At 53.4% G+C, this 22485-nt stretch carries 16 protein-coding genes; 8 read left to right on the forward strand and 8 right to left on the reverse strand.

What is annotated here, in order from left to right; all coding sequences use genetic code 11:
- The first annotated feature begins 480 nt into the window (after positions 1-480).
- The 4 genes from Pla52nx_RS20760 to Pla52nx_RS20775 all read left to right on the forward strand — a co-directional run bounded on the left by Pla52nx_RS20760 (position 481) and on the right by Pla52nx_RS20775 (position 4150).
- Positions 481-609 carry a hypothetical protein gene (locus Pla52nx_RS20760; protein ID WP_261344251.1) on the forward strand — a complete coding sequence of 43 codons (129 nt, stop codon included), beginning with the start codon at positions 481-483 and terminating at the stop codon, positions 607-609.
- 16 nt (positions 610-625) lie between these two features.
- On the forward strand, positions 626-2335 hold the full coding sequence (locus Pla52nx_RS20765; RefSeq protein WP_146520855.1) for an HAD family hydrolase: 1710 nt from the start codon (positions 626-628) through the stop codon (positions 2333-2335).
- Positions 2336-2338: 3 nt separating this feature from the next.
- Positions 2339-3532, forward strand: coding sequence for a diadenylate cyclase (locus tag Pla52nx_RS20770; protein ID WP_146520854.1), 1194 nt, complete (start codon positions 2339-2341; stop codon positions 3530-3532).
- A 357-nt stretch (positions 3533-3889) separates the two neighbouring features.
- Positions 3890-4150 (forward strand): hypothetical protein, encoded by a 261-nt coding sequence (locus Pla52nx_RS20775; RefSeq protein ID WP_146520853.1) that lies wholly within the window; start codon positions 3890-3892, stop codon positions 4148-4150.
- Positions 4151-4438: 288 nt separating this feature from the next.
- On the opposite strand, the gene Pla52nx_RS20780 is transcribed toward Pla52nx_RS20775, so the two are convergent.
- The 3 genes from Pla52nx_RS20780 to Pla52nx_RS20790 form a co-directional block, all read right to left on the reverse strand.
- On the reverse strand, positions 4439-4687 hold the full coding sequence (locus Pla52nx_RS20780; RefSeq protein ID WP_146520852.1) for a hypothetical protein: 249 nt from the start codon (positions 4685-4687) through the stop codon (positions 4439-4441).
- Between the two features lie 44 nt (positions 4688-4731).
- Positions 4732-5205: a hypothetical protein gene (locus tag Pla52nx_RS20785; protein ID WP_231742067.1), complete on the reverse strand. Its 474-nt coding sequence runs from the start codon at positions 5203-5205 to the stop codon at positions 4732-4734.
- A gap of 161 nt (positions 5206-5366) precedes the next feature.
- On the reverse strand, positions 5367-5825 hold the full coding sequence (locus tag Pla52nx_RS20790) for a hypothetical protein (RefSeq protein WP_146520851.1): 459 nt from the start codon (positions 5823-5825) through the stop codon (positions 5367-5369).
- A gap of 351 nt (positions 5826-6176) precedes the next feature.
- Here Pla52nx_RS20790 and Pla52nx_RS20795 point away from each other — a divergent pair, with 351 nt between their 5' ends.
- The gene (locus Pla52nx_RS20795; RefSeq protein ID WP_342190212.1) at positions 6177-6473 is read left to right on the forward strand and encodes a hypothetical protein; all 297 of its coding nucleotides are present in this window, start codon (positions 6177-6179) and stop codon (positions 6471-6473) included.
- Positions 6474-6564: 91 nt separating this feature from the next.
- Positions 6565-6861 carry a Rho termination factor N-terminal domain-containing protein gene (locus Pla52nx_RS20800; protein ID WP_146520849.1) on the forward strand — a complete coding sequence of 99 codons (297 nt, stop codon included), beginning with the start codon at positions 6565-6567 and terminating at the stop codon, positions 6859-6861.
- 158 nt (positions 6862-7019) lie between these two features.
- Here the strand turns inward: Pla52nx_RS20800 and Pla52nx_RS20805 are convergent, their stop codons facing one another.
- A complete protein-coding gene (locus tag Pla52nx_RS20805; RefSeq protein WP_146520848.1) occupies positions 7020-11345 on the reverse strand; it encodes a protein kinase domain-containing protein in 4326 nt (1441 codons plus the stop codon).
- 144 nt (positions 11346-11489) lie between these two features.
- Here Pla52nx_RS20805 and Pla52nx_RS20810 point away from each other — a divergent pair, with 144 nt between their 5' ends.
- Entirely contained in the window at positions 11490-12143 is a 654-nt protein-coding gene (locus tag Pla52nx_RS20810) for a hypothetical protein (protein ID WP_146520847.1), read from the forward strand.
- A gap of 114 nt (positions 12144-12257) precedes the next feature.
- On the opposite strand, the gene Pla52nx_RS20815 is transcribed toward Pla52nx_RS20810, so the two are convergent.
- From Pla52nx_RS20815 to Pla52nx_RS20830, 4 genes are all read right to left on the reverse strand, one after another.
- The gene (locus tag Pla52nx_RS20815) at positions 12258-12830 is read right to left on the reverse strand and encodes a sigma-70 family RNA polymerase sigma factor (protein WP_197454701.1); all 573 of its coding nucleotides are present in this window, start codon (positions 12828-12830) and stop codon (positions 12258-12260) included.
- Entirely contained in the window at positions 12814-13341 is a 528-nt protein-coding gene (locus tag Pla52nx_RS20820) for a hypothetical protein (protein ID WP_146520845.1), read from the reverse strand. The genes Pla52nx_RS20815 and Pla52nx_RS20820 overlap by 17 nt, the downstream gene beginning before the upstream one ends.
- A gap of 53 nt (positions 13342-13394) precedes the next feature.
- A complete protein-coding gene (locus Pla52nx_RS20825; protein ID WP_146520844.1) occupies positions 13395-14201 on the reverse strand; it encodes an ankyrin repeat domain-containing protein in 807 nt (268 codons plus the stop codon).
- A gap of 166 nt (positions 14202-14367) precedes the next feature.
- Positions 14368-19827 carry a protein kinase domain-containing protein gene (locus tag Pla52nx_RS20830; RefSeq protein ID WP_146520843.1) on the reverse strand — a complete coding sequence of 1820 codons (5460 nt, stop codon included), beginning with the start codon at positions 19825-19827 and terminating at the stop codon, positions 14368-14370.
- Between the two features lie 496 nt (positions 19828-20323).
- On the opposite strand from Pla52nx_RS20830, the gene Pla52nx_RS20835 reads away from it, so the two are divergent.
- A complete protein-coding gene (locus Pla52nx_RS20835; protein WP_146520842.1) occupies positions 20324-22483 on the forward strand; it encodes a serine/threonine protein kinase in 2160 nt (719 codons plus the stop codon).
- The last annotated feature ends 2 nt before the right edge of the window (positions 22484-22485 follow it).

A 22485-nucleotide genomic window follows, 5' to 3' on the forward strand; every position in this document is an offset into this window, starting at 1 on the left:
ACGTACTACGTAACTCGGACGTCACTGAGAGTTTCTCCCGAAGCAGATCCATTAAGCTTGAGGTCGGGCGTACCGTAGAATTGAAGCAGCATGCCTTGGCAGAGCAGGCGATCTCTGGGACGAGTACGCTGAAACAATGGGTGTTCCTGCTGCTGCACGCCCAGGATTACGACGCGGAAACTCTCCGCCGACGTCTCCAGCAGTTCTTGAGAGAGGAACCCAGTGATTTTCACAGTAACACTTCTTACAGTGGTACATACAACCGGTTGAGTGCGAGCAGTACTCCCGGCCATAGAAAAATTTCTCGTGGCGATTGCTGGAAGCCTGTCATCTCTCGCCGGTGCGTGTGGAAGTACACGTCTGAGGCGAGCAAAACGCTTGACAAGTGGCAAGCAAATTCAGCTCCAAGTTCGATCGCGTTGGCACACCAATTGCAATACCCCCTGAAGTGGACAGGTGCGAGTCAGTTGATCCTTTCCGATGCCGAACGCGTCACCTCGTCCACAATACCAGACATCTGCCGTGGATGCGGTGGAAGACCGATCGCAGTCCATTCAAATCGTCATCGCCGAGCCAGTCGATAAACGTTTGATCCTGCCAGACCTTTGACGAAACCCACAATATCATGCGCTACCACGTTCTCGCTGCGGACTATGATGGCACGCTCGCTAAAGATGGACACGTTGAAGACTCCACCGTTGACGCCCTTCGCCGACTACGCGACTCAGGACGCAAGCTGATCTTGGTGACAGGTAGACGACTCGAACCCGTCCTCGATCTGTTCTCCGATGTTTCTTTGTTCAATCGTATCGTTGCCGAGAACGGTGCTCTGCTGTTCGATCCATCGACTGGTGAAGAAACCTTACTCGCCGAACCGCCACCACCCGGTATTGAGAACGAGCTGCGCCGCCGAGGAGTAGATCGTTTGGAGACCGGCCGATGCATCGTGGCGACCTGGCAGCCTTTTGAGACGATCGCGTTGGACGTGATTCGCGAATTCGCAATTGACTGGCAGATCATCTTTAATAAAGACGCAGTGATGTTATTGCCCAGCGGTGTGAACAAAGCGTCTGGTTTGGCACGAGCTTTGGACCAGCTGGGCTATTCGCCGCAAAACGTTGTCGCAGTCGGTGATGCAGAGAACGACGAGGCAATGATGCGGTCGTGCGGCATTGCAGCTGCGGTCGACAATGCGTTATCCCGAGTAAAGGAGATGGCCGATCTGGTGACCAGCAGTGCTCGCGGCAAAGGTGTCGAGGAACTGATCGAGATGATGCTAGACAGTGATCTTTCTCAGCTTCGCGATCGCCCCGAGCGTCGATTGGTTTTCGGAAGCATGCTCGATGGAAAGCCGTTTTCGATACCCGGTTACGGCGATAGTGTCTTGGTGACTGGCGGACCAGGTGGCGGCAAGAGCAAGCTGGCTATCAGCGTCATGGAGTCACTGACCCGCCGAGGTGAGCAATGCTGTGTCGTCGATCCAGAAGGCGACTACCGCGGATTGGATGGCTCGATCGCACTGGGGACTGCCGATCGTCCGCCGGCAGTCGAAGAAGTGGTGGGTGTGCTTGAACAGCCCGACGACCACTGCGTCGTCAGTTTCTTTGGAATCAAAAAGAATGACCGGCCAGAGTACTTCAATCGTCTCTTTCGCGCTTTAGCGGAGTTGCGAAGTCGTACCGGCCGGCCGCACTGGATCATTGTTGACGAAGCGCATTATGCCGCGCCGAAAGATTGGCAACCGGCAAGAATGTGGAGTGGCGACGAACTGGCCGGAATCATTTTTATCACCGCATACCATGATCAGATCTCAACGGCGGTGCTGGAACACGTCGATTGGATCATTTCCATCGCCGAGAAACCCGATGACGCGATCCGTCAATGTTGTGAACTGATGAAAGAGACTCTTCCCAAATTTCATCCGCCCGAAGATCATCGTCCGCATCGTGCCTTGGCTTGGCGACGAGGTGACGAGCGGCCAGTTTGGTTCAGCCGACTGGCACCACGAACCGATGGCCAACGACATCAACACAGCTACTACGACGGCGAGATGGACCAGGAGCTGCAGTTCGTTTTTCGTGGTGCTGACAAACAACTCTCGCTTGCGACCGCCAACTTGAAGGAGTTTATCAAAACAGCCGAAGGCGTCGATGAAGCAACATGGCTGCACCATCTTCACCAGCATGACTACTCGACTTGGTTCCGAGACATCATCAAGGATGTGGAGCTGGCGGCGGAGATTGAGGACATCGAGCATACGCAGGATTTATCAGCCAAGAAAAGTCGGGAATTGATAGTCGGGCATATCCATGATCGCTTCAAGCCACAATGGTGAGCCATGCCGACAACAAACGGACACTTGCTCAGTGGCGACTTGCTCGATCAAGTTCGCGTTGCAGACCTGCTGGACATCGGTATCGTTGCTGTACTGCTGTATGTGGTTCTTGTCTGGCTGAGGAATCGAGCATCGAGAACTCTCGGGCTTGTTTCGACTGGACTTGTACTTCTATTCTTGCTTGCCCGCTGGCTTGATCTGTACCTGACCACGATGTTTTTTCACTATGGGTTGGTCGGTATCGCATTGGCGATCGTTGTTGTATTTCAACAAGACATTCGGCACGGGTTCGAGCGGTTGGCTTCTTTTCGTTTGTTTCGTCAGCACTCGCCCAACGACTCACGAAGGCGACTGGTCGAGACGATTACCGAAGTAGCCGATGAAATGGCTCAGAAGCGGATTGGAGCGTTAATCGTCTTTCCAGGACGTGAGCCGCTCGATCGCCATATTCACGGTGGCGTTTCGGTCGATGCGAAGATCAGTCTGCCGTTGCTATTGAGCATCTTTCATCCCAAGTCACCAGGGCACGATGGTGCGGTATTGATTGAGAGTGATCGCATCATGACCCTTGGCATGCATCTACCTTTGACGACCCAGGTCGAAAGAGTACACGACTGCGGAACCCGTCACGCTGCCGCGTTGGGATTGGCGGAACGCTGCGACGCGTTGGTCGTCGCAGTCTCCGAAGAACGAGGCACGATTACTGTCGCCCAGGACGCTGAGATGACCGAGGTCGATCCCGCTGATCTGGCCGATCACCTGCGACGCTACTTTGATACTCAAGACGGTTCCTTCGATGCCAAAGGCGAACGCCGACTATCGGATTGGGCGACCGGTCTTGCTGCGTTGTCGGCAGCCACCGCACTTTGGTTCGCATTCGCCTATCACACAGATATCGTCCAACGAACATTCGCGGTACCCATCGAGTTCCGCAATATACCCCCAGATTATGAAATCGCCGAACCCAAACCAAACTTCGCCGAAGCCACTCTCTCAGGACCCGAGCCGACATTCGCAATGCTCGATCCGACAAGGCTTGCCGTCTCGCTTGAGATCAGGGAAGAGCAAGGCAAGACCATTTTCCGCTGGTTCACCGCGGATAGTCTTACCAACCTCCCAGAAGACCTACGAATTGAGAGTACCGTACCCGCTGAGATTGTGGTTTCACTGCGACCAAAACTTGATGAGTCACAGTAGAGCACGTAGCTCAATGATCAAAAATTCTCTGGCACACTGTTTGCTTTCTCGAATCCGCTTTCCAATTCGACTCCGCCGCACCACTCGTATGCCAATGTCCCGTTAGCAACTGATCCAAGACTAGATTCGGGATCTGCTTTGCGATCATGTCAAAAGGAAACCCTATGCAGAACCCTTTGTGGTTGTTTTTCGATCAGCCTGACTTCAAAACAAACTCAAGCAGCTCTACTTCATTTCTCTACTGGAGAATCGAAAGATGAAACATGTTCAACACGAGACCGGCGGCGGGTTCTTTGGTGTTGGCAATAGTTGTTCACGGCGATCTTTTCAATTCCAACTCAGCCCGAAAGAAAGAAAATGAAAACCATTCTTATCTCTTCCCTGCTCACCGCAGTCCTGGTTACAACCGGATGTGACGTCGATGTCAATGAAACATCGCCTGCGACGCCACCGGTGAATGGATCACCAACAGTGGAGATCGATGCTGACTCCGATACCCCTGCAGAGAATCGCAGGGAACGTCGAGAAGAACGTCGAGAGACCCTTCAAGACGCGATCGACAACGTTGATGTCGAAGTCGGTAACGGTGGCGTCAAAGTCGACGTAGACGGGGAATAGCGGCAGACCGTGTACACTGCTGAATGTCGCTGAGTCTAAAGACAGCAGCACCCACTGCGTTATCAAGGACGCCCTTCGACTGATGTCTCGCCCGTGATATTGATGAGCGGCCACGACCGCTACGGGCCCGAATTCCAGACCCGATTGCTTCTCTGCAACTGAAGCTCGGCGTATCGCGACCTTTGGTCGCAGCTTGGTAGGCCTTCGATTACATTAGTCGAATGAAAGTCAAACCAAGCGCGTCCTCAATTGCTGCTCAAGTGCAAGACCTTGGACAAGCATGAACACCTACGATCGCAATTTCCATCCAACGATAACGCCGAGAGCAAAGCACCAGCACACCGCCACGTCCGGCTTCTCATGAGCGTACTGTTGCAATTGCCCGAGAAGGTTTTTTGCGGGCGTAGCTATAAAATGCTCGGCGGCAGCCTGGCCGTGGCGGCTCAGTGCTTCGCCGACGCTTCGATCAGAAGACTCATTGTCGGATTTCGGCGTGGAGGTCTTCGGACCGCGCGACTGAGATGGTGCATTGGACATAATGGTGTTTCCAGTAATGCGATGGTGTGAGCAGTTAAGTTCGCCTATCGTCGCCCAGCGTTGGGGAGGCAGGATTGCAGTAACGATTCTTTCTGCTGAGAACGAAAGTAGGCCGCAGTGGCAAGCACGCCCCACGCCACGCCTGTGACGAAAATCAGACCGCCGACAACGCCAGGCCGTTCGTCGACTTCGTATCGGACACGTTCAATGGCTGATTGAACCGGTGGAACAATGTGCTGGCTGACTTGTTCACCTAAGTGACCTGCACGTTGCAACACTGACGGTGCTGGAGCAAACTCCCGCACCACGGCTTGAATTTCCTCAGCGGATGTTTCGGTAGCCACTCTCAGAAAGTGTTCGATCTCGAAGACATCACAGCGGAGCGATTCGACATCACGTTGATCGAGATGCGGCCACCGCTCGGTGATTGCTGCCTTGACTCGAGCCCAAGGTTCTTCCGACCAGTGAGAATCACTGGGAAGCTTCTTCGCCACGTTGGTTTCAGTCTTTGGATTCACATCTGCACTCCTGTGCAAAAGTTTGTTAGGGGAAACGCATCCGCGATGCCAACGATGCGAATGGCAACAACGGTGTCCGTCCAAAAACGTGTCGGAGACACTGCAACTTTTCGGCTCCGCAAATGGCGAGAGTGCGTGACGTACTGGTGAAGTGGGCAGGGCTACTGCTCGGCACCAACAAACGCGGCTTCGGCATCCGCATGGACGCCATCACGCGAAATGATTCGTTCGAAGTCACCTCGCAACGCTTTCAGCGCGTAGCGTTCCTCATTGATCTCGGCTGATGTGCGGAACCCCATTCGTCGCAGGATCGGCAGTGGGGGACACCAACCTTGCAGTGCATGTTGAAACAGGAATCCGGTCACCAAACCGGGAAGTAGAAGCCATCGTTTGTCGACTGTCGCCGACAACACCACTCCAGAAAAGGCGAGTGCCGAGGCATTGCATTCAAGCGCCCGCTCGATGTCCCATTCGTGATCGAGTTCCAGAAGACGGTCGCTCACTTCCTGCGGCGACCTCGTCGAATAGAATGCAATTCGCTCACGCGTCTGCTCAGCGATTTGCCGATTGGTGGCATCGCAAGTATGCAACTCAACGCGTTGATTCGTCGCTGGTATCATCGGTTTCTCCACTTTCGGGTTTGAAAAAGCTCCAGTTGCCGCTTCTCGATTGTTGAGCATACGTTGTTACGGTCCATAGATTTGCGGTTTCAGGAACGCAACTGATTCGCCGAAGCGTGTCCGGGCTTTTGGAAAGACTATCTGGCCAGCAAATAACGCAAAAACTGTTCCGCTCATTTGCTGTGGAGGCTCAAGTCGGATCGGAACATCTTTTGCACGCCCACCGTTTTCAACGGCATTGCGACTTTTCCAACAACGATTGGATCAGTCAATTCAAATCAACCTTCACAGGAGTCGGTTTTAGTGCCCAAGCAGCCTACAAAACGAATTCGGAGAACTGATCCTGACGTAGTGGACGCGAAACTTCCACTGAATGATCAGCTAACGGTCGAGATGCTCGGAACTACGTCACAGATGAACTCGGGACCCGAAAACGGCGAGCTGTTGCTTCGTGGCACTGAAAGAATGAATGGATCGTCGACACGGGGCAACGGTGTTGACAACGCGGTCAATTGGAACGGTGCGATCTGCTTTGACCGCAATGCGGCGGACGACGCGACCAACCATTTGTCCGAGAGCGGCGACGCCCTGCGCACCGAAGATCCGGTGCCTTTAGACGTCTGGCTCGCCAGGCCTGAAGACGGCTAAGTCAAAACAGAAGCGTTCCGATGCACTGCTAAGAGCACAATGCCGATTTCCACGCTTACCCTACATTGATTCCCTTCTTGGAGATAACGTCATGGCTGAGTGGACTGATAAAGATGAACGGCAGTACGAGCACATCAAAGACAGCCAACTTGAGCGAGGCAAACCGGAAGATGATGCGAAAGAGGTCGCTGCCCGAACAGTGAATAAACAGCGGCGAGAGGACGGACGAACTCCGAACCAAACGACGCAGGGCACCGGGAATCCTAACACGCCGCTGGAAGATCGCACGGTCGATGAACTTCGCAATCGAGCCGCCGAGTTAAACATCAAAGGTCGTAGCAAAATGAGAAAGTCAGAACTCATCGAGGCAATTCGCAACGCCAGCTAAGGTTGATTTCTCGGTAATGAGTGTATCATCCCTTGACCCGTTTACGGATTTGCTCGTCAACAGCTGTGTCGGCTCGGGCCGGCATCTATTCGGCAATCACAGACGATGCTGACCCTCGCCGTTTTCGACGCGTTGACAGCTGACATCGCGATAGACACTCAGTCCGCACGTGCTGGAAAACTTGAATTCCTCGGCATTTCCCAGCGGCGAATTGCGTGGTCGCTACCCGCCTCATTTCCAAAGCTCGCTCCGCCCTTTCCTCCGCCGCCCGACAGCAGATATCGACCATCTGGGGAGACGGTAATTGCCCAGGCAATCTCATGATGATCGCTTAAACGATACAGTTCGTCACCTGACTGAGCATCCCATATACGCACCGTTCCATCACCAAGTGCTCCAATGACTTGCATTCCATCTTGGGAAAACTTAACACCAAAAACTCTAACGCCATTGGTCGCGATGCGACACCGCGACTGTCCCGCAGCGACATCCCAAACAATTGCCTCGCTGCCGCCACAACTGGCCGCGAACTGTCCGTCAGCCGAAAAGGAAATGTCCTCAACTGGACTGGAGTGGCCAGAGAGCATGTGAATCCGTTTCCGTTGGGCAACGTCGTACAAGTACAGCAGCTCAGCTGACGCAGCAAGGACATGCTGAGAAGTAGGTGAGATTGCGACGGCGAGAACACGATCTGGCAGACGATCCAAATCCTCAAGTTTTTCGCTCGCTTCAATGTCCCATAGACGGATCTTCGCATCGTCACCACCGGATACAGCCAAATGCCCCCCAGGACTGATGGCCGTCTCGAGTACGCGTCCCTCGTGACTCGTCAATTTCTGAATCTCTTCTCCTGTTTCGATATTCCAAAGCCGCAACGTACCGTCGTGTCCAGAGGATAAGAGTTTCGTGCCGTTGTCAGCAAAGTGAACACTTTGGACATCATCCGTATGTCCATCAAAGCGGCGTAACTCCTTGCCTAGATGCACATCCCATAGTCGAACCGTCTTGTCTCCCTTGGGCCATCCGCTGGCGGAAGCCGCTAGCTGGCCATCGGGTGAGAAAGCGAGATCGCGAATCGGGCCTTCATGGCCATGCATCCAGTTGAGTGGGGTGATCGAATGTCGATACGCCGTGCGGTCGCTCGATTCCCAAAGCGTGACTGCGAGCCCTTCGCCACCGGCCGCAACGACGTCACCACCAGGACTCATCGCCAGTGTTCGGGGCAGTACGTCGGGCGTATCTAATGCCAGTACTTGTTCCCCCGTTGCCATATCCCATAGTTTGACAGTACGGTCTTCCGAGCAAGTAAGAAGCCGTTTGCCGTCAGGACTGATGGCCATGTCAGCAATGTTTCGGTTGTGAGCCGTGAACGTTTTCAGCGGCTTACCGGACTTTAGTTCGATCAGATGTACCGATTGATGGACAGCACACGCCAACATTTCATCGTTGGATACAAAGACGGCGTTTGCGGTGCCAATTTGAGGGAACTCCATCACCAGCAACCCCGTTTCGCTTTCCCAGACTTTGCTCCCGAGACTTGAGGCGGCCGCCAGTAGACGACCGTCAGAACTGTAAGTTAGCGACTTGATTTCTTCTCCGCTTCCAGCGAGCGTATGGATTTCCTGCCTCGTTTTCGAGTCCCACACCTGCACCGTGTTGTCGACAGTCCCCGTAACGAGAAAGCGACCATCTGGGCTGAACTCTACTGCGCGAAGCGGACTTTTGCTTTTCAAAAAAGTGTTGATTCTTGATCCGGTCGCTACGTCCCATATCATGACGGTCCGATCTTCACTTGCCGTAGCAATTGAAATGCCATCGGGGCTGAAGGCGAAACTGTTTACCGCACCGGTGTGCCCGGTTAGCCGATGCGATTTGGCGAGAGTCGTCGTGTTCCAAAACTGTACGGCTCCCGGATCGCCAACATTCCACACCGCGGTGTCGACACAAGCCAGCCAACGTTGATCGGGACTAAACTTCATATCGGAAACGGTTTTTTGCTGCCCAGAAAGCAGAATGCTTTCTTGGCTGCTGCTCGCATCCCAGATCTTGATCATGCGATTTCTCGCACACGAAATGATGCGAGCGTCGTCAGGATGAACCACTATGCTGGCCACATCATGAGTGTGTCCCTTGAACACACGCAGCAGTTTGCCCGAGTTCGTATCCCATACGTGCACCGCTTGATCGTTGCCACCACTTACAAGCCGCTGGCCATCACGTTGAAATGCAACGCTAAGAATCTGACCGGCACCTTTCAGAACGATGAGTTCTTTTCCAGTCCCCGTATCGCAGATCTGAATGTCGGTACTCCAACCACTGCAAGCCAGTCGTTTACTATCAGGGCTGAATGCCAGTGCTGTTACTGCACTATAGTTGGAACGCCAATGGGCAGTCGCTTCGCCTGTTTGGTAGTTCCAAAATTCGACATGTCCTCCACGCCTGCCGGTTGCCAGTAAATGACCATCAGGACTAAATCGGATCGCAAGCACCCCGGATTTCGCTTGGGGCTTAACAGATAGTTGCTTCGCCGCATCGATGTCCCACAGACAAATCTCACCGAGTTCGGAATTTTCAAAATCTCCTCCCGCTGATGCGAGTAACTTGCCGTTGGGATGAAAAGACAAAGACTCGATCGGATGCTGATGATCCTGAAGAGAAGTGAGCAGGCGACCGGATTTCACATCCCAAACTCGAACTATCCTATCGGCACCACCACTTGCCAATCTCTTACCATCAGGACTGAACGCAACGCTCAACGTATGACCAGTGACTCCATTGAGCCGAGCAATGTTTTTTCCCGTTTCAATGTCCCATAAATGGAGTTGATTGCCCGCGCTGGCAATGATTGTGCCGTCGGGACTAATGGCCACATCATTCAGCCATGAGTCATGCGAATCAATCGTGAGCAAGTCGCTATGACAAGCGTTCCACCAATAGTGCCATTCAAAGCCCCGTAGATCTTCATCGTCATCAGTCACGGGCTGTTGCGAGTTCAACATCTCTACTGTACGACCAACGTTGTCGTTTTTCCATGCGTTCTGGGCCAAGTTCATTTGCGACACATAGAGGTGTCGGGCCATCGTACGCTGGGAACGGCGTGCCTCGTCAGCGGCCTGTTCGGCTTGCTCCCTATGACTGTCGGCAAGCTCTCTGGCGGCTTGCTCGTTGACCGCGAAATAGGATGAAACAATCGTTCCAATCATCAAGACGACGGCGACAAGTGCCATTAGGCTGGCGACACCTGGATTGCGAGCACACCATCGATACGTCCGCTCCAGGCGACCGACCGGACGAGCCAGTATTGGTTCGCCCCTCACAAAGCGACCGAGTTCATCGGCTAGCGCGTCGGCTGATTCGTAACGCTTCTTCGGTTCCTTTTGCAAACATTTTAGACAGATTGTCTCTAGATCTAGCGGGACTTGAGGATTGAGTTGACGTGGTGGAACCGCGTCTTGCTCAAGCACTTGCAGGAGCGTGTCGACGACGTTTGCAGACTGAAAAGGAGGGCGACCGACAAGTGCTGAGTACAAGACTGCCCCCAACGAGTAGACGTCAGCCGCAGGTCCGATTTCCTTCAGCTTTGCGGACGCTTGTTCAGGAGGCATATAGCTAGGTGTACCAAGGATCTGCCCCGTCCCTGTCAACTCGCTCGTGTCAGCGGTGTGTTTCGCTAATCCAAAGTCAGTAACCAAGGGCTCATACCAACCAGCACGTTGCGGACATTCAGACGTCGGTCCTAATAGGACCGTACTCTTGCTACTACCAGAACTACGAGAATCAGGCCGGGACATAAGAATGTTTGCTGGTTTCAGGTCGCGATGGATTACTCCACGTGAGTGTGCATAGCCAATCGTTTCTGCCACTTGTCGGACAATCCCAGCAGCCTCCCGAGGCGTTAACGGTCCGTCGATCAAAACTTGAGCTAAACTAGGTCCGTCGACAAACGCCATGGAAAAGAAGTGTTGTCCATTGTGTTCGCCGACTTCATAGATCGGAACAATTCCAGGATGCTGCAAATTCGCGGAAGCTTCGGCCTCATGGTAGAAACGCCGTACGTCGCAATCAGAGGCGAGTTGTCCGGTCAATATCATCTTGATCGCAACGATTCGATCAAGGTTGACTTGCCGCGCTTTGTACACGACACCCATCCCGCCACGGGCGATTTCAGATAGTAACTCGTAGTCTCCGAAATAAGCGATCGGCTGTCGGTGGGCTCCAACGGATCGATTCGGATTTACAAACCCTTCCATCGTGGGCTCAACAGTGTTTTGGTCACGGATGGCTGTGAGAGGCGCGATGGTGACATCATCCATGAAGTTTCTTAAGTCTTCGTCGGCATCAATAGCGGAACGTACCGAATCTGCATGATCAGGATTCTCGTCAAGCAGACTGTTTGCCTGCGAAAACCTTCCCGCTTTGACCAGCTCGATGTACTCCGCCAATACACTTTCAAACTCTCTACGATCCATACGGGAATCACTCATTCTTGTGCGACCTAAACGAAACCTGATCTGAACGACTGCTGGTTAAACGCAGCAACGACGCGTTTTGGCGATTTACAAACCGAAACGTCATGTGACGAATTAGCGCTTTCGTGTTTAGTTTGTGGCTATTCCTTCGAATTGATCATGGCAGTGAACTCCGTCTATGAGCTTTTCAAGCCTTTTCGCTCTTCTCAAGTCGTAGACCAGTTGTCCGTTTACCTATCCATCTCAGATGTTTTATTGTCCGTCACTCGATTCTTTGCCAATCCGGTAGGTCCTAGAAAGGCGGCCACGGGCAGACCGACGCAGGCTCCGTACATTCCACCCTTAAGAAACCACTCGATGCTGCCTGGCGGCAATACTTCCGCTGCGGATGCAGCGAAGAAACAAGCGAGCATCGCTCCAAAGCCGCTGGCGAAGACCGACACTGGCCAATTCAAGCGCATCGACAACAGTTGGGCGAAGCACCCTGCCGTGGTCAGTCCAATGCCCATGAGCGTGACGCCGCCACCCGGCGGCCACCAGAGCATCCCAAAAACCATCGCGCTGACCAGTCCCAGCAGTGCCGCAAGGGCTGATGCCGCACAACTAACAAATAGTCTGTTCATGTTCTCATCTAGAATTGCAGGGATTCGTAAGGGGTTTGGGCTCGACGAAATTGGATTTTTCTACTTTGCAGAGCCTGTCCATGCTCCAGATGAATCTGAAATTCCCGCAGACACGTCGTTTCAAGGCTTTTTTCCTCAGTTATCGAACTGGCTATCTGTTCCGTGTGACAATCGATACTCGACAGAGTGATCGCTTGACGAATCCACCTACTCCGAGAATCAGTGCTGAGTGTCGAGTCTTGAGATGCTGCCCGTTTCAAACCTCTCCTTCCCCGCCGATGGCGGACTTGACCAGCAGCAGAAATCAATGCTCTCCGATCATGCTGCGAAGTTCCGAAAGCGCTCTCAACCACAGCATGCGGACCGCTCCGACACTGCGCTTCATTCGCTGAGCGACCTCTTCGTGCGATAAGTCATGCAGATTGCGCAGTACAATGACTTCGCGATAATCCTCCGGCAATTCTTCCAAGACTTTGGCCAAAACAAGACTCCGTTCGTTTGCGATCGCTTGTCCGCTGGGGGATGATTGTTGGGCCGCAAGGAAGTTTTCGATTCGTACGGAAGACTGAGCTAACGAAGCTTCGATGGAGGTCTCTCGCGAAACATTGCGTTTTTGCGTTCCCGCGAAATGTCTCGCCAATTTCGCTAGTTGATGTGCAAGGATCTGTCGCAACCAAGCACGACGCTGAGCCTCACTGTCGCCCCGAAACTGGTCCCAATCCTGCCAAGCCGCGAGCATTGTTTGTTGAACGGCGTCTGACGCTGAGAATTTGCCTTGAAAACGACTGTCGATCTCCATCCGCGCAAGGCAACGCAGCCACGACTGGTAGCGAGTGAGTTGTTCGGATCGATGATCGTCCCTATTCAGTTCTGTCATGTCGATGTTTGCCGACCTCATTCATTCCGCGTTTCAGCAATCGTAGAATCTCGCCCTGGCTACGCCGCGTGTCAAACGCAAGCTGATCGATGCTGGTTCCTAGCAAGTAATGCTCGATGAAAACACGTTGAATCTCGGATTCCAGCGAAGCAATCGCGTTTCCCAGTTGCGACAGTTGTGACAACGTGACGGCTTGCTGTGACTGCGACGGCAGATGATGCCGCAAAAAGTTTTCCATGGAATCGGAGATTGAGTTCAATTTCGCCTGCGCCACAGACACTTGCACATCCGTACGTCTGGCTAAAGACTCGCCAAGCAAGATGCGCAATTGGTGTGTGACTAACTCCTCCGCCCTATCGCTCCATTCAATTTCACCAGATTCCGCATCCCGAAGCACTTCCTCCACAACCCACCACATCTCACCGCGCCCCGGCAGTGACCAGTGCCAGAAATCATCAGCAAGAAACATCAAATAACCACGAGCATCTTCTTTGCGGGTTGCTCCGGACATCATTCGCCTCTCTCTCGACTCGCTCAATCGATCTTCCAAGCGCTGCCCGATCATTACAAAGGTTCACGTTTGCTAGATCCATCGATGTATAAAACGTCCACCCAGTTCTGATCTTCGGATATCTTCACGGACATCACGCCACGAACTGTCTGTTCGTTTCCGTTAGCATCCTTCTCAATCAACGCGGTGTAACGTCTCGTGCCGCTGAGGAAGGGCCATTTATCGGTTCCAACCTGAGAATTTCTTGCTATCTGATAGATCCGATTGTATGGCAGATTGTTGTCGTCTAATTCGACAATATCTTTCCCATCAAATTGAACAGCAACGGTATCGATTCTCCAAAAACCAGGTGGATAGACATCGCTGGTGAGCAGTTGCACGATATCCTCTCGGCCAGCATCGATTGCATAATCGACGACACGTTTACCGTCGGCACCCGTGGCTCGGTGATCGGCACCCGCTCGGTAGAGCATCTCAACAATGTCCCAATGGTCTTCGTCCGCCGCGTAGACGATCGCCGTGAAACCGTCTTTCTCCATGTAGTTTGCGTTCGCGCCATTTGCAATCAGATGGCGTGCCAGACTCAAGTGGCCTCGCCATGCAGCATCCTGGAGCGGTGACCAATTGTACCCAAAGTTCTTCTTGATACCGTCGTTGGGATCGGCTCCCAGCCAAAGGTAGAAATGAATCGCAAACGTTCGATCGTCCTTCATTGCGCGATATAGCCGACGGTTCAGATCCGGCCCAGTCGCAATCTGAAAGACAACAAGGCACAATCCCGACACAACGGTCAACAACAACAAACTGCGAATGGAGAACCGCAGGCGAAATCTTCGGAACTTTGTGGGCTTGGTGTTCATTGCTTGATCGTACCATTTGATGTTTCGATGAGGTTGCGAACGTCCACCAGCGATCGAAGTTTCAAATCTCGGTCGATTTGTCGGTTACTCCGACATTCCGCGGGATGATCTTGCATTGCATCCTCATCATGATAGGACCGCTCTGCGAGAAACCGTTTACGGTCTCTCATAGTCGCACCAACGACTTTCCGCTGCGAATCCCATGAAAGAACAACCGCCAAAACGTTCGCAGTGTCAAAAACAGAATCACCGCTAGACAGGGCATCAGAAACATCCAATACGCTACTGGTGCCAGGCCATAGTACCAGCCGCTCCAGTCGTAGCGTTCGCCCGGTTGCAGCAATCCGGTTCGGTAGCGATCCAGCCACACTGCGTACATTCCTAAGCTGATCGAAACGAACGCAACCACAAGCATTGAAATCGCAATCCGTCGCCGCTTGCCTTCTCGCCACCAGCGAGTGAACAAGACCAATGTGAACAGAATAGGCAAGGCCATTACGGCTCCTAACAACTTGATATCCCAGGCAGCAAATTCGAAGTTGCTGGGTTGTGTCAGCATTCCGATCATGGCGATCGCGGTAACGATGGGCAACAACATCATCGACTTCAATCCCCATCGCCTGCGGGAGACGCACCAGTAGAAGAATGCCGCTGGCACAAATCCCATCGTTAGTCCGTAAAGGCCAATCCACAAAAACGCTTTGCGTGCTTCGGCGATCTCAAAATCCTGAGGCACCCAGGGCAAAGGGCGCAGCAACCGCGAGTCAAAACTTTGTGGCGTTGTTCTGGCTGGTTCGGCTGAAATACCAGTCCAGTCCGCAAACCGAGTTTGTGTTGAAGAACCTCGCCGGACCATTGCTTGACCATCGTGTTGAAATAAGGCGAACGGAGGTACTTCGACCGATGGAGTGCTCAGCATCTCCGCTGCGATCTGCCGATCCACTGCCGGACCAACGCAAGTCCAATCCGTTTGACCTGTCAGTGGATCGAGTCCACGGAGCGAGCCGTCGAGCGTTCCGCCCTGAATGACAATCCTCCCAGGAGTATTCTCGTCGGGCAATATCCCGACAATTTCATCCATGTCGGACATCACTCTTTGACGCGTCCAAATCGGCTGATCCAAGTGATCGATCGGCCGCACCGAGATTTCTAATCGGTTGATTATCAACAATTCGTCTGCACCGTCTTGATCGGCATCAATCACAAAGGGGCGTTCGCCACTGTCGAAGAAAGAATCGACGACGATCCGTTGAGTTGTCGCTTCACCTAAATGGTTGATCACATGGATATCACGTCCGTCGTTCCACAATAAAAAGGCGACGGCAGAAGTACCATCGGTGCGATTTGCCAGTAAGGGACGCAGCCGGTCTTGAATTCGATCGCGACGACGCTCAACTTGGTTTTGATCACGCGAGGCTATCGTTTCCCACTGCCACAAACGACGACCATCACTGCCGCCATGTGCTGAAACATGCAATTGCTCAGGTTGCCCATGCTGATTTCGATTTCGGCCAAATGCCATTACGATCACTTCCGGAGTTCCATCGCCATCGAGATCGCCGCTGGCGGCGGGAATCGCGTTACCGAAGGCTTCCTCTGGTTGATCAAAGGCCGGCAGCGGCACGCCCCAAAACGTCTGCCCGTCACGACCGTTGATCGCCAGCATGTCCAAAGTGCTTGCTCCGTCAGACGACTGTGCAGGCAACACTAAGTCCAGCACACCGTCTTGATTCAAGTCGTCGTAGCATGGCTCAATAAACGTTTCTTTGATGTCGAACTGTCGATTGCCATCAACCTGAATACCGCAAAGTGGTTTGGACCAACGGATGCTTCCATCATTTCCGGAAATAACCGCAAGCCATAGCTGCCGATCATTTCCTGTCATATGGGTCGAGCTGCCGAGGTGTTGCGGAACGTTTGTTGGCTGGTCAAAATCGCAGGCCACCACCATGATGATTTCCGCTTGAGCATCTCCGTCCAGGTCTCGACAATCTAACGCCGACATATACTCAAGCGACTCGACTACGAACTGTGAGTTCCACAATCGTTGACCGTCGATCCCTGAAACAGCAATCAGCACCGATCTGGAATCGCCGCGTGAGAGTCTCCAATCTCTCACCAACAGGATGTCAGGCACGCCATCACCATTGAGATCATGGTGATGACCACCAATCTCGTGCCGAGTGTCTCTCTGAGCTGTTGAATGAACAAAGTAACGCCGTGAAGCTTTGTCGACCGCACTTTGCCAAAGGATTTTTCCACTCGCTCCCGAACGCGCAACCAGTTCGTGAACGAGATTGTCTTGCACGGAATCGGCAACCCCATCATGGTCTAAGTCGCCGACGACCCGCTGCGGCGGCAGGAAACGATGCCACGCTTCGCGAGCCACGCCGTGTATCGCCTGAAGTGTCACGCTCGCGTGCATGTCGTCTTTGTTTGCCTGCTTCCCATACAGCAAGTCTTCCGTGCCGTCAGCGTCTAAGTCGGCAATCTTTGGATGGGAGGCGTCTAAGGCGATGTGCGTCAGCTTTCCCCTTCCAGCAGACACGAAAACGATTCGATCGCTTGCCCCCGCGTTGACTTCCCAAGTCTCGTCGTACTGCATCGGGATCATCAACTGTGGCCACCCATCGTCCGTGGCCTCAAACCATTGTAGCCGACCCACACGAAACTCGCCGCCTTCGTGATCGCCCATCAGCAGTGGTTGCTCCAAACGCCAAAGCGACCTGCCGTCTTTTCCAGAAAGACAATCGACGAATAAGTCCAAGTCGATTCCCCATTGCGACGCGATAAATAGATCGTTCACACCATCGGCGTCGACATCCGGTCCAACGATAAACGAGTCGATTTGCTGGTCACCACTGAAGAACTGCCGTTCCCAGCGAGGCTTGCCCGTTTCGCCATCGATCACTTGCACCTTTCCCCAAGGTCGCCCCCAGGCGCGAGGTGCTGTTGCTTCGCTTGGCACGATCACTTCGCATGTTCCATCACCATCCGAATCGACGACCTGCGGCCAGTCGGGGACTGGCAGATCGATTTCAGCCTGTCGCGGCAAATGGGCTTCAATCACCTTTTCCCAAAGCATGGTTCCATTTTTCACAGACATCGCCACCAGTCGCTGTTGTGGCATGTTGTATTGCCCGCCGACAGTGATCGGTTCGACCAACAACAAGTCGTCTTCACCATCTCCGTCCAAGTCGCCATATTTCGGCAGTACGGCCGTGCGCGTCTTTAAATCAATCGAATCATCAGTAGTTGGCTGTCCGGTGCGAAGATCAAGTTGAATCAACTGCGTGCCGCAAACCGTCAAGCCGGCGCTGCGATCGGTGTTCAATTTCAGCGGCGTCTGTGCATATTCGTGGTCTCCGCTGCGTGAATGATTTCCCGCATCTCGGGTACGGAAATAGCTGTGTCGATTGCTACCTGAATTCCCTGAACTTCCACCCCCTCCAGTGATCCACTGTAGCGCCAGCGGAATTTCTTCATTCGCCGAGAGCTGGAAGTACCTTGCAGGAATTTCGTATTTCCAAAGGCTTTCACCCGTTCTGCCAGATAACAGCTCGACCCACCGCTGCGTTTCAGTTCGCTTGCTCGGCGCGAAGATAAACGATACGACAACGTCAGCAACTCCATCATCATCAACATCGGGAACCAATTGTGGCGGCCCGACGGTGGTGCTCGTCAACTGGTACTGTTGCTTCGGTTTCTCTCCTTGAGTTGTTTCGCCCCTGGCCGCAATCCATAGCGGTTTCCCGTCGCGGCCATTGATCGCAATGATCCACGCCTGATGTCGTGCGGCCAACAGCAGATCGCTGTGGCCATCGTCATTCAGATCAGTATTTTCCTTGGTCTCGGCAGCATCGCTTTGCTCATTAGGAATGATCCAGGGTCGCTGATCCCAGAGACCTAATCCTCGGGAATAGCTTCCCCCGTGAAACTGATTCCAGGGCCAAATCAATTGCGGCACCGCTTTGAGGGCATCCTGTTCGGGTGTTTGTAGATTTAGGTCCCAGCGGGCGTAACCGCTCAGTCCGCCGATGCAACGGATCCCCTGTTCGCCCAGTTCGATGATGTCGACACCGCGCGTCCCGCCATTGTCGTCCATTCGTGACGCCAACCGAAAACCGCCCGAAAGCTCGACGTCCTTCCACAGCAATCGCGAATCAAGATCTAGTTCGTGATCGATCTCACTTCCTGGTTGCAAGCTCATGCCAATCGTTTGGCTCAAGCGACCATGACCAGCGACCCGCACTTGATAGTCGCCGGCTTCGATCTCCAATCGCTGTTGCGTTGGCACAGCGATCAACGGAACCGCACGCGTATCGCCATCCAACAATTCAGCAACCAGTGGCTGATGTTTCGCACGCAGCATCACACTTGCCAAACGTGATCGCTGGTAGGCATAGCTGATTCCAACAACCAGTAAGGTCAGCAACAACGTGGCTGCTACCGCACCGCCAGCCAGTGCAACGCTACGACGTTGACGTTTCACCCAACGCGAGGCTCGTTCTGTAAAGCCAACTCGTCGCGCCGAGATCGGACGCCCTTCTTGAAACGCTCGCAGATCGCTAGCCAAATCATTGGCCGAATGGTATCGCTGCGAGGCGTCTTTCGACAAGCATTTCACCAGGATCGTGTCGAGATCGCGTGGCAAAGAAGGACGGTGTACGTGTGGTGCGATCGGCTCGCTGGCAATGATTTGACTGATCACATCGTGCGGCGAGTTCCCGACGAAAACTGGCTGACCCGTCGCCAGTTCGTACAACGTCGCGCCGAGTGAATAGATATCGGTCCGATGATCCAGCTTGTGATGCGCCGCTGCGGCTTGCTCGGGGCTCATGTAACGCGGCGTCCCCAGCAGCGCTCCTGTCATGCTGAGCGTCACATCGTCGAGTCGTTTTGCCAAGCCAAAATCAGTCAGCCAGACGCGTCCTTCGTCATCATCGATCAGCAGGTTCGACGGCTTGACATCGCGATGAATGACGCCGCGAGCGTGCGCGTGCGCAAGCGCCTCGGCAGCCTGCAATCCCCACCCCGCGACCGTGTCCGGCGCAATCGGCACCTTTCGGTCGGCATGTTCACGCAGAACTTGATCCAAGCCGCGACCTTCGATGAACTGCATCGCAAAGTAGTTGACACTGTGTTCACTACCGACGGCAAAGATGGGCACGATGTTCGTATGATGCAAACTGGCGACGGTTTGCGCTTCGCGCTGAAATCGCTGTACTGCGTCCGGATCGCTGACGCCCCCAAACCTCAGAATCTTCAGCGCCACGCGCCGCCCGAGCGAAATCTGGCGGGCTTCATAAACCGCGCCCATCCCACCGCGACCGACCTCACGCAGAATCTGGAAATCGCCAAGTCGCCGCTGCGAGTGGTCCATATCGCTCGTTGAATGAATGAACTCCAGACCAGCTAGACAAGCTTCAAGCTGGCTGGCCAGCTCTGGGTGCTCGGACAACAACTGATTCCGATCCGGTAGTTCTCCGGCTTTCAATTTCGCCAGATACTCGTCCAGTACCTCGACCACTCGCAGCACCTGCGACTCGCCGGGCGCATTGACGCGGATGATCGCCTCCGTTTCGGCTGGTTCGGGGTCTGATTTTTCACGGAATTCGTCGGGCATATCGTAACTCTGGATCTCACTATCCGTTCATGATTCTGGTCCCTGATGACTCAGTACCGAAAACAGGCGTCGTGTCACGCGAAAAACTTAATGATTCGTCCGCATCCAGTTTGCCTACTTTCTTCAGGTTGAAAAATGCTGAATACAGGACCTCGCTGCCGAGCACGAAATCCGCCGCATCAAATGGCCTCCGCACAAGGAGAAGAAGCAAAACGCCAACGAGGTAACACCCTTTTCCCGAAAATGGGTGTTTTCCAGGTTACGTACTAGTGCTGCGAAAACGAAATCATGTGTCTTGAAAATTTCCTAACCCGATGCGTAAGCGAGGGATAACGGAAAAAAATCCCTCGCTTACGCGTCGGGTTAGGAAGCAAGTTCGATTCGTTCTCGCAGCACAAGCTCTTGCTCGCATCGACGAAATTTCTTGGTTACCTTTCCCCTGCTTTGCTTCTGTTCTTGGTAGCGACGACAATATCAGTCTACCAGGAACCGACTCATGAGCAGCGAATCCCATCAACCGACACAACCGCATCGCTGTCCACAGTGTGGCAGTCATTTGCCATTCACATCGTCTGAGCGAACGCCCTGTCCTGTCTGTTTGATGAAGCTGGGACTGGAAAGCTGTGCCGATCCAACCAGTGATGCCGCAGCCAATGGAGGTCCGGCCGAGACAATCGCAAGCAACGGTGGGTTTGAAGCTCCCGAAATCGACCAACTGCAACCCCACTTCGCACAGTTCCAATTCATCAGGCTGCTCGGAAAAGGCGGTATGGGAGCGGTCTATGAAGCGAAGCAAACGACCCTTGATCGCACGGTCGCGGTGAAGATCATTCATCCGGCCGCTGCCGCCGATAAGAACTTTGCCGAACGGTTTCAGCGTGAAGCTCGTTCACTCGCCAAACTTAGCCATCCGAACATCGTTACCGTTCATGACTTTGGCGAGGTGAGTATCCAAGGGAAAAGTGGCGAAGCGAGGAAGCTGTACTTCATCGTAATGGAACACGTCGATGGTGCCAACTTACGTGAGCTGATGCGGACGAAGGAGTTGACACAGGCGGAATCGCTTCGAATCGTTCCAGCGATTTGTGACGCATTGCAATACGCTCACGACAGCGGCATCGTGCATCGAGACATCAAACCCGAAAACATTTTGGTGGATCGAACGGGTCGTGTGAAGATCGCCGATTTTGGTTTGGCAAAACTTGTGGGCGGTCTGCAGAAGGACCGCACGTTGACAGGCGAGTTCCAAGCAATGGGCACGATGCACTACATGGCACCCGAGCAGCTTGAAAAACCGCTTGAGGTGGATCATCGCGCTGATATCTATGCGTTGGGCGTGACGCTGTACGAATTGCTCACCGGCGAGTTGCCATTGGGTCGATTCCTGCCGCCATCGCAGCGGGTGCAAGTGGATGTGAGACTGGATGAAATTGTCCTCAAGTCGATGGATCGTGAGCCCGGTCGACGGTATCAACATGTCAGCGACGTCAAGACGGATGTTGAACACGTTTCGGCATCTACCGCTACACAAACTGAAAATCAAGATGCGCCAACCATCCAACGCAAAACCTATTTGAGCTCGATAGCTGCGACTTGGGTTGGTCTGCCAGATTTTCTTCGCTTTATCGGCCACCTCATTCTTAGCTTCGGCATCCTCTTCTGCTTGATACGATTCCTCGGTTTCCAGCTTGATCCGTCAAACGGCGAAGTTCATTTCCGCTTCGGTGGACCTCAACCGTGGATGACGATTGACATGACGCCGACCAGCAGTTCCGTTCACTGGCATCTAACCCTATCAGCATTGGTGGGTCTGGCTGCATACGGTCTATTCAAGTTGGATAGCTGGCTAACGACCATTGAAGGTAAATCCTATCCGTCCGAGATATGGCTCGGATTCGGTATCGGCTTGTTTTACTATTGGTTCCTCGGCATTTGCTCAATAGGATTGGGAAATAATGCCAGGTTGGCACCCGAAGGCTCGCCGCTCTCGATGCTCCACCTCGGTGCTCAAGGAATGGCACGCTTGATTTCCGCGATTGGATTTTTGATCATGATTGGCTGCCTCGTGCGAATTTCGTGGGAGGCAAAACAGAATGCGATCGCTCAAAATGGAAAATCTCACACGCCAAGACTGTTCCATTCCAAAGAAGGTTTGATCGCGATAGGAATTGCCGTCGCAACGTCGCTGGCGTTGATTGCGTTTGTGGTTATCAACATGCGCGCGATCCCAGTCGCCGAACGCAACCAAGCTGACTGGGAGACAATGCTCCTCGGCGACTGGACCGCGTCGAACGATACCGATGGGGGGCCAAAGCATACGCTCCTGTTTCTGGAAAGCGGCGAGTTCATGGAATTCGGACGGATGGAAATCTCACTGGGAGATAGTCCAAAGATTGCGGTAACCAAAGACTTAGACGATGATGGCAAAGAAGACTTCGTACCGGTACGGTTTACGGGCTGGTGGAAACGAAAAGGCGATCAGCTCGTGACACAGATCACTAGCAGCACGATTCATACATTCAACGAAGAATCACCCTCCGGACGGCGTTTGTTCGACATCAAAGAACTGACGCCTCACAAGTTATCGCTGGCAATGATCGATGATGCTAAACTAGAAATTGAGCGTTGGACTTTCTTTCGGCCCAAAGACCATTAGGC

The sequence above is a fragment of the Stieleria varia genome (assembly GCF_038443385.1).
Taxonomy (GTDB): domain Bacteria; phylum Planctomycetota; class Planctomycetia; order Pirellulales; family Pirellulaceae; genus Stieleria; species Stieleria varia.

Bases quoted from the DNA above. Each gene is read 5' to 3' on its own strand.
- Pla52nx_RS20760 (WP_261344251.1), top strand. From the start codon at position 481: ATGCCGAACGCGTCACCTCGTCCACAATACCAGACATCTGCCGTGGAT.
- Pla52nx_RS20765 (WP_146520855.1), top strand. From the start codon at position 626: ATGCGCTACCACGTTCTCGCTGCGGACTATGATGGCACGCTCGCTAAA.
- Pla52nx_RS20770 (WP_146520854.1), top strand. From the start codon at position 2,339: ATGCCGACAACAAACGGACACTTGCTCAGTGGCGACTTGCTCGATCAA.
- Pla52nx_RS20775 (WP_146520853.1), top strand. From the start codon at position 3,890: ATGAAAACCATTCTTATCTCTTCCCTGCTCACCGCAGTCCTGGTTACA.
- Pla52nx_RS20780 (WP_146520852.1), bottom strand. From the start codon at position 4,687: ATGTCCAATGCACCATCTCAGTCGCGCGGTCCGAAGACCTCCACGCCG.
- Pla52nx_RS20790 (WP_146520851.1), bottom strand. From the start codon at position 5,825: ATGATACCAGCGACGAATCAACGCGTTGAGTTGCATACTTGCGATGCC.
- Pla52nx_RS20800 (WP_146520849.1), top strand. From the start codon at position 6,565: ATGGCTGAGTGGACTGATAAAGATGAACGGCAGTACGAGCACATCAAA.
- Pla52nx_RS20805 (WP_146520848.1), bottom strand. From the start codon at position 11,345: ATGAGTGATTCCCGTATGGATCGTAGAGAGTTTGAAAGTGTATTGGCG.
- Pla52nx_RS20810 (WP_146520847.1), top strand. From the start codon at position 11,490: ATGGCAGTGAACTCCGTCTATGAGCTTTTCAAGCCTTTTCGCTCTTCT.
- Pla52nx_RS20815 (WP_197454701.1), bottom strand. From the start codon at position 12,830: ATGACAGAACTGAATAGGGACGATCATCGATCCGAACAACTCACTCGC.
- Pla52nx_RS20820 (WP_146520845.1), bottom strand. From the start codon at position 13,341: ATGTCCGGAGCAACCCGCAAAGAAGATGCTCGTGGTTATTTGATGTTT.
- Pla52nx_RS20825 (WP_146520844.1), bottom strand. From the start codon at position 14,201: ATGAACACCAAGCCCACAAAGTTCCGAAGATTTCGCCTGCGGTTCTCC.
- Pla52nx_RS20830 (WP_146520843.1), bottom strand. From the start codon at position 19,827: ATGCCCGACGAATTCCGTGAAAAATCAGACCCCGAACCAGCCGAAACG.
- Pla52nx_RS20835 (WP_146520842.1), top strand. From the start codon at position 20,324: ATGAGCAGCGAATCCCATCAACCGACACAACCGCATCGCTGTCCACAG.